General features: G+C 66.9%; 1 protein-coding gene and 1 pseudogene. Both read left to right on the forward strand.

Annotated elements, in window-relative coordinates:
* A pseudogene (locus tag EU811_RS22810) lies at window positions 1–365 on the forward strand (ECF transporter S component); the annotation flags it as partial.
* 333 nt (window positions 366–698) lie between these two features.
* A partial coding sequence (locus EU811_RS24495) for an aggregation-promoting factor C-terminal-like domain-containing protein (RefSeq protein WP_142940538.1) occupies window positions 699–1,051 on the forward strand: 353 nt, incomplete at its 3' end.

Below are 1,051 nucleotides of genomic sequence, written 5' to 3' on the forward strand. Positions count from 1 at the left end.
GGCTGCGCGGCCGGGGCGAGCTGTCGATGCTCGCCCTGTACGGGTTCGCCGCGGCCTTCGCGTACGGCACGTTCATGAACCTGGCGGGCTGGCCCTTCATGGACGCGCTGTCGTCGAACGTCGCCTTCGACCCGCACGACGACGTGGACGCCAACCTGGCCCGTTTCGTCGCGTACTGTCTGGCCACCTCGCTCGGCTGGGACCTGGGCCGGGCCGTCGTGACCGTCGTACTGACCCTCACGCTCGGCGCGACCGTCCTCAAAGCGCTCCGACGGGCCACGCGGAGGGCCGCCTTCGAGACCTCGGTCACCTTCGAGGAGCCACGTGATGCGGCGCCCGTCACACCGTCCGGCCGCACACCGTAGACACTTCAACCACTGCGGGTTACACCCACCGTGAGGCGGCCCACAGGACTTAGGTCACTTGCTAAGCGCGGTAGTAGATCATTCCGATTGTCATGCGCACGCCTTTATCGCCCCTGACCTGCGGATTGAGAGCCACGTCACAGAAGGACCTTTTGCGGCGGATACGACCACAACTAGCAAAAGGGGTCATTGCGGACGCCCTTCGAGCCTGTTTCTCTGGAGGAGTCGCAAGGCGCCGACGAGCCCACCCGGGCCTCGGCGCCAACGCATGCCAAGGCCTTACGGGTCACGGCGTACGAGCGACCGCCATGTCCCCGAAGGAAAAGGTTCTCTGTGTCCATCTCTACCCGCATCCGCCGCATCGCCACTCCGAAGAAGGCCCTCACCGGTGCCGCCGTGGCCGCTGCCACCGCCGGCATGGTGTTCGCGGCGGGCCCCGCTCAGGCCGCGGCCCCCGCGAAGGCTTCCCCCACCTCGGCCAAGGCGATCGCGCAGAAGATGATCCCGAACGACTCGCAGTACAAGGCGTTCAGCAAGATCGTCGAGCACGAGAGCGGCTGGAACGTCACCGCCACCAACTCCTCGTCCGGCGCCTACGGCCTGGTCCAGGCCCTGCCGGCCTCGAAGATGGCCTCGGCCGGTTCCGACTGGAAGACGAACCCGAAGACCCAGATCAAGTGGGGCCT

The sequence above is a fragment of the Arthrobacter sp. TS-15 genome, from assembly GCF_006964045.1.
Lineage (GTDB): Bacteria > Actinomycetota > Actinomycetes > Actinomycetales > Micrococcaceae > Arthrobacter.